Source organism: Pseudomonas sp., from assembly GCF_050739935.1.
GTDB lineage: Bacteria > Pseudomonadota > Gammaproteobacteria > Pseudomonadales > Pseudomonadaceae > Aquipseudomonas.
Window position 1 is genome coordinate 61346 of the sequence record NZ_JBOICF010000039.1, and the last position, 7012, is coordinate 68357.

At 58.5% G+C, this 7012-nt stretch carries 7 protein-coding genes; all 7 read left to right on the top strand.

What is annotated here, in order from left to right:
* Window positions 1-112: 112 nt before the first annotated feature.
* Entirely contained in the window at window positions 113-1261 is a 1149-nt protein-coding gene (locus tag ACRER8_RS06545; protein ID WP_431745533.1) for an acyl-CoA dehydrogenase family protein, read from the top strand.
* Between the two features lie 2 nt (window positions 1262-1263).
* On the top strand, window positions 1264-2319 hold the full coding sequence (locus tag ACRER8_RS06550; protein ID WP_431745534.1) for an acyl-CoA dehydrogenase family protein: 1056 nt from the start codon (window positions 1264-1266) through the stop codon (window positions 2317-2319).
* Window positions 2316-3116, top strand: coding sequence for a crotonase/enoyl-CoA hydratase family protein (locus tag ACRER8_RS06555; RefSeq protein WP_431745535.1), 801 nt, complete (start codon window positions 2316-2318; stop codon window positions 3114-3116). The genes ACRER8_RS06550 and ACRER8_RS06555 overlap by 4 nt, the downstream gene beginning before the upstream one ends.
* A gap of 35 nt (window positions 3117-3151) precedes the next feature.
* On the top strand, window positions 3152-4276 hold the full coding sequence (locus ACRER8_RS06560) for an acyl-CoA dehydrogenase family protein (RefSeq protein WP_431745536.1): 1125 nt from the start codon (window positions 3152-3154) through the stop codon (window positions 4274-4276).
* Between the two features lie 65 nt (window positions 4277-4341).
* Window positions 4342-4887, top strand: a complete 546-nt coding sequence (locus tag ACRER8_RS06565; protein ID WP_431745537.1) for a glutathione peroxidase — start codon at window positions 4342-4344, stop codon at window positions 4885-4887.
* A 111-nt stretch (window positions 4888-4998) separates the two neighbouring features.
* Window positions 4999-5478 carry a LacI family DNA-binding transcriptional regulator gene (locus ACRER8_RS06570; RefSeq protein ID WP_431745538.1) on the top strand — a complete coding sequence of 160 codons (480 nt, stop codon included), beginning with the start codon at window positions 4999-5001 and terminating at the stop codon, window positions 5476-5478.
* A 593-nt stretch (window positions 5479-6071) separates the two neighbouring features.
* Window positions 6072-6338 carry a helix-turn-helix transcriptional regulator gene (locus ACRER8_RS06575; RefSeq protein ID WP_431745539.1) on the top strand — a complete coding sequence of 89 codons (267 nt, stop codon included), beginning with the start codon at window positions 6072-6074 and terminating at the stop codon, window positions 6336-6338.
* The last annotated feature ends 674 nt before the right edge of the window (window positions 6339-7012 follow it).

Consider the following 7012-nt stretch of genomic DNA (forward strand, 5'->3'; position numbering starts at 1 on the left):
ACGACGACCACTTCCGGCAAGCCACGCACTTGCTGGAAGTGGCCGCCGCCTTTCAGTGGCGTTGGCCGGATAGGCCATCGGCATTCTGCGTGTCCAGTTTTCGAGAGCATTCATGGCCATCAATGAATTTAGTTACAGCACGATTCCTGCTGAGGCCCAAGCGTTGCGCGCCGAGGTGCGCGGGTTTCTCGCACAGACCCTGGCCGATTATCCACCTGCACTTCGCGCGCAGTCGTGGATGGGCTTCGACCCCGGATTCAGTAAGGCGCTGGGCAGCAAGGGCTGGCTCGGCATGGCGTTACCCAAGGAATATGGCGGGTCAGAGGCCGGATTTTTTGCTCGCTACGTGATCAGCGAAGAGTTGCTGGCTGCCGGTGCCCCGGTGTCCGCGCACTGGATCGCCGACCGGCAGAGCGGGCCGCTGATCAACAAGTTCGGCAGCAATGCGCAGAAAGACCGTTACTTGCCTGCCGTCTGCCGGGGTGAAAGCTACTTCTGCATTGGCATGAGCGAACCCAACTCGGGTTCGGACCTGGCCTCGATCAAGTCCACGGCCAGCCGCGATGGTGAGGGCTGGCGGGTCAACGGACAGAAAGTCTGGACCACCAACGCCCATCATTCCCACTACATGATTGCCTTGCTGCGCACCGGTGATAAACAGACCGCGCGCCATGAAGGCATGTCGCAGTTCATCGTCGATCTCCGCTTGCCGGGCATCACTGTGCGGCCAATACGCGATCTGGCAGGTGGCGAGCATTTCAATGAGGTGTTCTTTGACGATGTTTATCTTTCCGATGACACCCTGATCGGCAGCGAGGGGAAGGGTTGGGAGCAGGTCACGGCCGAGCTTGCGTTCGAGCGCAGCGGTCCCGAGCGTTTTCTCAGTTCCATGGCCCTGATCAAGACCATGATCGACGCCATCGGGACTCAGCCCGATGCCCTGCAAGCAGCAGAAATCGGTCGCTTGACCGCAAGGCTGGCAACGTTGCGCAACATGTCGCTGGCCGTCACCGCGCAATTGGCCGAGGGCGCTCATCCGGCTTGGGCCGCTTCGTGCGTCAAGGATTTGGGCAACGCGTTCGAGCAGGAGATTCCCGAGCTCGCGCAGCGACTGCTGGACATCGAGCCCAGACAGCGCGGCGGCAGTGATCACGCACAGGTTCTGGCCTACCTGACGCAGATGGCGCCTTCTTTCTCATTGCGTGGCGGCACCCGCGAGATTCTTCGCGGGATCATCGCCCGTGGCCTGGGGTTGCGATAATCATGCGCGAATTATTTGAATCGACCATCGAACGCCTGCTGGCCGACGGTTCGGACATTGAAACCGTACTTGCCAGCGATGGTGGCGGGTGGTCCGCAGCACTGTGGGAAGCCATCGAAGACTCAGGTTTCACCGTCGCTGCTGCCCCCGAATCCCTGGGCGGAGCCGACGCGGGTTGGGCGGACCTTTATGTCATCGCACGGGCTGCCGGGCGTTTTGCCGTGCCGCTGCCATTGGCCGAGGCGCTGCTGGCCAACTGGCTGCTGGGTCGCTGCGGCCTTGAGCCACAGACCGGCAGCCTGAGTTTTGCCGCCAGTGCGCAATTGACGCTGGCTGCTGGCAGAGTCAGCGGTGTGTTGCGCGATGTGCCGTGGGGGCGCCACGTTCAGTCGGTCCTCGCCATCGCCGATACCCCCGGCGGCGGGCCAAGCCTGGTGGTACTCGAGCGTGCGCAGGCCCAGGCCATCGAACAAAGCCTGAACGTCGCTGGAGAACCCAGAGATGCATTGTTTTTTACCGATGCCACGGTACTGGACAGTGCGCCGCTGCCCAATGGGCTGAGCAGCGATGTGCTCCAGGTCGGCGGCGCGTTGATTCGCAGCGCGCAGATCGCAGGCGCCTTGACCCGTTTGCTGGACATGACAAGCGAGTACGCCAGTCAGCGCAATCAGTTCGGCAAGCCCATCGGAGCGTTCCAGGCGATTCAGCAGCAACTCGCGGTATTTGCCGAACAGACCGCGGCAGCCAACAGCGCAGCCGAAGCGGCATTCGTGCAGTCGGATCAGGCTTTGAACTGGTTTGCCGTTGCCGTTGCCAAGGTATCGAGCGCAGACGCTGCTACCCAATGCGCGAACATCGCTCACGCGGTACATGGCGCGATTGGCTTCACTCAGGAGTACGCCTTGCAGTTGTATAGCCGAAGGTTATGGGCCTGGCGCGGTGAGTTCGGCTCTGCCACTCGCTGGAGTCAGCAGATCGGCGCGCAGGTCTGCGCGGTGGGTGGGGAAGGGTTCTGGCCGTTACTGACCCAAGATTGCGCCATTGGAGCATCAGCATGAGCCCATTTCTGCAAATCGAACGCGACGGCGCCGTCGTGACCGTTCGCATGAATCATCCGGATACGCGCAACGCGCTGACCACGCCCGGGCAGATAGAGGAATTCGTGCAACTGTGCGCGGACCTGCGTCGCGACCGCTCGGCAAGGGTGATGGTACTGACCGGCAATGGCAGTGCATTTTGCGCCGGTGGCAACGTCAAGGACATGCGTGAGCGCAGCGGGATCTTCGCCGGCTCTCCTTATGAATTGCGCGATACCTATCGGGACGGCATCCAGCGCATTCCACTGGCGCTCTACGAACTGGACATTCCGGTGATCGCGGCGGTCAACGGTCCGGCCATCGGTGCCGGGCTTGACCTGGCCTGCATGTGCGATATCCGCCTGGCGTCGCCGAGTGCGCTCTTCGCCGAGAGTTTCGTGCGCCTGGGCATCGTGCCCGGTGATGGCGGCGCCTGGTTGTTGCCACGCATCATCGGCATCCCCAAAGCCAGCCTGATGGCCTTTACCGGCGACACCATCGATGCGACAAAAGCATTGGACTGGGGATTGGTGGAACAGGTCTGCACGCACGAAACCCTGCAAGCGGAAGCCCAGGCGTTGGCCAGGCGCATTGCCAGCAACCCCGGCCACGCCTTGCGACTGTGCAAGCGGCTTCTGCGTGAGGGCCAGCACATGCGCCTGGACTCACTCCTGGAATTGTCGGCGGCGTATCAGTCCATCGCTCACCACACCGAGGACCACGAAGAGGCGGTTGCCGCGTTTGTCGAGAAGCGAACCGCCAACTACCACGATAAATAATCAGACAACAATAAGAGTGGATGGGGAGAACAGTCATGCGCCGTGTCTTTCGTGAAGATCACAACATGTTCCGGGACCAGGCCCGACGCTTCGTCGAGCGGGAAGTCGTGCCTTACCTGCATGAGTGGGAAAAAAACGGCATCGTGCCCAAGGAACTCTGGCTCAAGGCCGGTGAAACCGGTCTGCTGTGTTCCACCGTGCCGGAGGAGTACGGTGGCTCGGGTGGTGACTTCGGCCATTCGGCGGTGATGATCGAAGAGCTGGCGCGCGCAAACGCAACGGCGGTTGGGTTCACCACCCATTCGGAGATCGTCACGCCCTACATCGTGGCCTATGGCAGCGAAGAGCAGAAACACAAGTGGCTGCCGCGGATGGTCAGCGGCGAGCTGATCGGTGTGATTGCCATGAGCGAGCCCGGCATCGGCAGCGATCTGCGCTCGATGAGAACGTCGCTGCGCCAAGAGGGCGACGAGTACATCGTCAACGGCCAGAAAACCTTCATTACCAACGGCGGTAATGCAGGGCTGATGGTGACAGCGACCAAGCTCGATCCGGCGGCGAAAGAACTGACCCTGATCTGCGTGGAAGAGGACCGTCCCGGCTTTGCCAAGGGGCGTCTGCTGGAGAAGATCGGGCTCAAGGGCCAGGACACCTCGGAGCTGTTCTTCGATCAGGTCCGCGTCCCGGTCGCTAACCGACTGGGCGAGGAGGGCATGGGCTTCAAATACCTGACCCATCAACTGGCCTGGGAGCGTTTGATCATCGCCATTCGTGCGGCTCAGTCCATCGACACTCTGCTGGAAGAAACCATCGCCTATACCCGCGAGCGCAAGGTCTTCGGCAAGCCGGTACTGGATTTCCAGAACACCCGTTTCAAACTGGCGGAAGCCAAGGCACAGGCAACGATGCTGCGTGTTTTTGTCGATGACTGCCTGGAAAAGGTCATGCGTGGAGAGCTGACGCCCGAGATTGCCGCGATGGCCAAGCTGTTGGGTTCAGAGATGCAAGGAAAGCTGCTGGATGAGTTTCTGCAACTGCACGGCGGTTACGGGTTCATGAGCGAATACAAGATCAGCCGTGCCTGGGTCGATGCCCGTGTCGCACGTATTTATGGCGGCACCTCGGAAATCATGAAGGAAATTATCGGTCGTACGCTCTAAAGCGCGTTATTGCGCTAAGGTGTGCGACGACATGAAAACTAGAAAAACCTTTCAAGGAGACAGGCATGGCCAATTCGCTGTACGACATCCCGCTGAAACAGATCGACGGCACTTCCAGTAACCTGGGCCAGTACCAGGGCAAGGTGCTGTTGGTGGTCAACGTGGCGTCCAAGTGCGGTCTGACGCCGCAATACGAAGGGCTTGAGACGCTGTATCAGAGCAAGCGCGCCGAGGGCCTGGAGGTCCTGGGCTTCCCGGCGAACAACTTCAAGGAGCAGGAGCCCGGCAGCGACAGCGAAATCCAGTCGTTCTGCTCGACCACATACGACGTGCATTTTCCGCTGTTCTCGAAAATATCGGTCATCGGCGCCGACAAACATCCGCTCTACAACGAATTGACCGCTGCCCAGCCTCTGGCCACCGGCGACGGTCCGTTTCGCGAGCGCCTCAAAGGCTACGGCATCGAAAGCGGCGACCCACAGGAAGTGTTGTGGAACTTCGAGAAGTTTCTGATCGGCCGCGACGGCAAGGTCATCGGTCGTTTTGCCCCTGACGTGGCGGCAGATGATTCGCGCCTGACCGACGCTATCGATAAGGCATTGAGCGCCTGAGGATCGGAGCCGTGTCGCGCAAGCGCTGCGGCACGCTCGCTTCACTGACCACCCGGCTGATACGATCCGCCCTGAATCTTGGGGCTTAACAGTCGGGAAAACGGACAGACAATGGCAGGCAAGAAACCGGACAACAACGGTCGCGGCGTTACGTTAGGCGATGTGGCGAGGCTGGCGGGAGTCGCACCTATGACGGTGTCGCGCTGCCTGAATCAGCCGGAGACCGTGCGCAGTGAGACACGCCTGAAGGTTCGGCGCGCCATCGACCAGAGACGGCAGTCGTGCTGGGCCTTTTGTACTCTGCCTATTCTCGCCTGCACTCATAGGGTAAGCGGCAACTTGGGGAAGGGTTGTATCGTATGGATGAGTAAAGCTAGGTTGGCGCGCTTGCAAGCCTTAGCCGGTGAAACCACCATCGAAGCGTTAGCGCAGCGAGAAGTCACGAAATCGGAGAGCACATCAAGAAGACGGACGCGAAAGCTGCGCATCAGCTTGTCTAAATTTTCTGACTTGGATGGCCGCCGTAAGGCGTGCTGCCCAACAGTTAATGCAGCCCGCCTGGATCGCGGCCTGGTCAGCCCACTCTGCTAAATGTGCAATATCCGGGTCTGGTGATTATCGGATATTGCATAGATCAGTAAGGCACCCCCACGTGCATCTCTACGATCACTGGCGATAACCATCTGTGAAATTCGTGATGATGACCATTAAGGTCAATGTACCGCGGCCCTGGTAGATCCCGGTAAACCACAGACGTAGACAGTACTTCCCCTTTTACTACCTCGAAATCTTCGTCGCGGATTTCGCCAGACGCCAAGCGGTACAGAAAAACGTCTCTGATCACACTCTGATTCGTCAAAACGTACCCACGAAGCAATTCGATGATCGGGATAGACGTCCACGAGGAAAGCCCCGAAACAGTGGGGGAAACCACCAAATGGAGAGCCACTAGGGTTGTCTCCGAACGCCGGCGACGGCATTGGTGAACCAGGTCGTCCAGCTCATCGGCAGTACTCAAGCGATGTATATCCATCGCACCTGATAGCTGTAGAACAGGTTATGTGACGGCGACGGCCACCGAGTTGCATTGTGAATCCATGCTCTGACGTCCAAGGAGTGCAGTCTATAGATTGTAGCCCTAAAGGCTGCATGCAGGCTTCATCTTTCCCTTTTGGTGTACCGAAATGGAAATGACAGAAGCGTTCGGCATTGCTCTTAAGCGAATCAGATTGCGCCAGGGCCTGACTCAGGAAGATTTCGGCCTCGTTAGTAGTCGCACCTACATCAGCTCGCTTGAGCGAGGCACCAAAAAAGTGAGAAAGGCGTGTGAGCTTGCCAAACGGCTAGGTGTGCACCCTATGACGTTGTCCGCCGAATGCTTTCTCGTGCAGGACAAAGCCGAGACTTTAGAGGGGCTTCTGCAAAGCACGCTGCGTGAACGGCCAAGCTGAATAGCTAACCTGGGGGAGTAACAGTCTGCCCCAGTCACGCTGGCTCAGAGCCCTGCACGCAACGGGGGCGCCACCGTAACATCTTTGCGAGACAACGGTCATGCAAGCGTCGTAAGAAATCTGATTACCACTTTGGTCGAGAAGGCTGCCACTGGGTTGTTCACCGCGGCGGCACTTACGAATACTGTGGAATGAATGTCTAGCTGCTGCTGACTAAGATCAGCGTTGACCGGACGCCCATCTATTCTCCGCTAGCATGCTGCGTTTTTCTAAGCAGGAGTAAAGCAAATTCCAAAGGCAGCGCTAGTGATTCCGACAGAGTGTAATAATTCTCTGAGCCTTACAGGAGAATGTCAAAACCACGAAAGAGCACCCAAGCGCATTATTTTTTTAATGTATGTTTTTTTCACGATAGGGCCGTAGCAACAGCCCCATATTATCGAGCAAGGCCCTGATTTCATTGCGTTATTTTTTCTAAGCGTTTTTCTGTTTTTTAAGCAACCCTGACACTGGGAGAACGCCCTCGATAATTATCTTGGGGATTCGCATAATGTACCGGACGTTATGGTACTCGCGGCGACCAGCCAGAATCGGGCGCCGGGACAATCGCGCAGCCCCGGCGCCCGATTTAGCCATAACGTCCATTATACGATGCTCGATCCAACTGATATCAA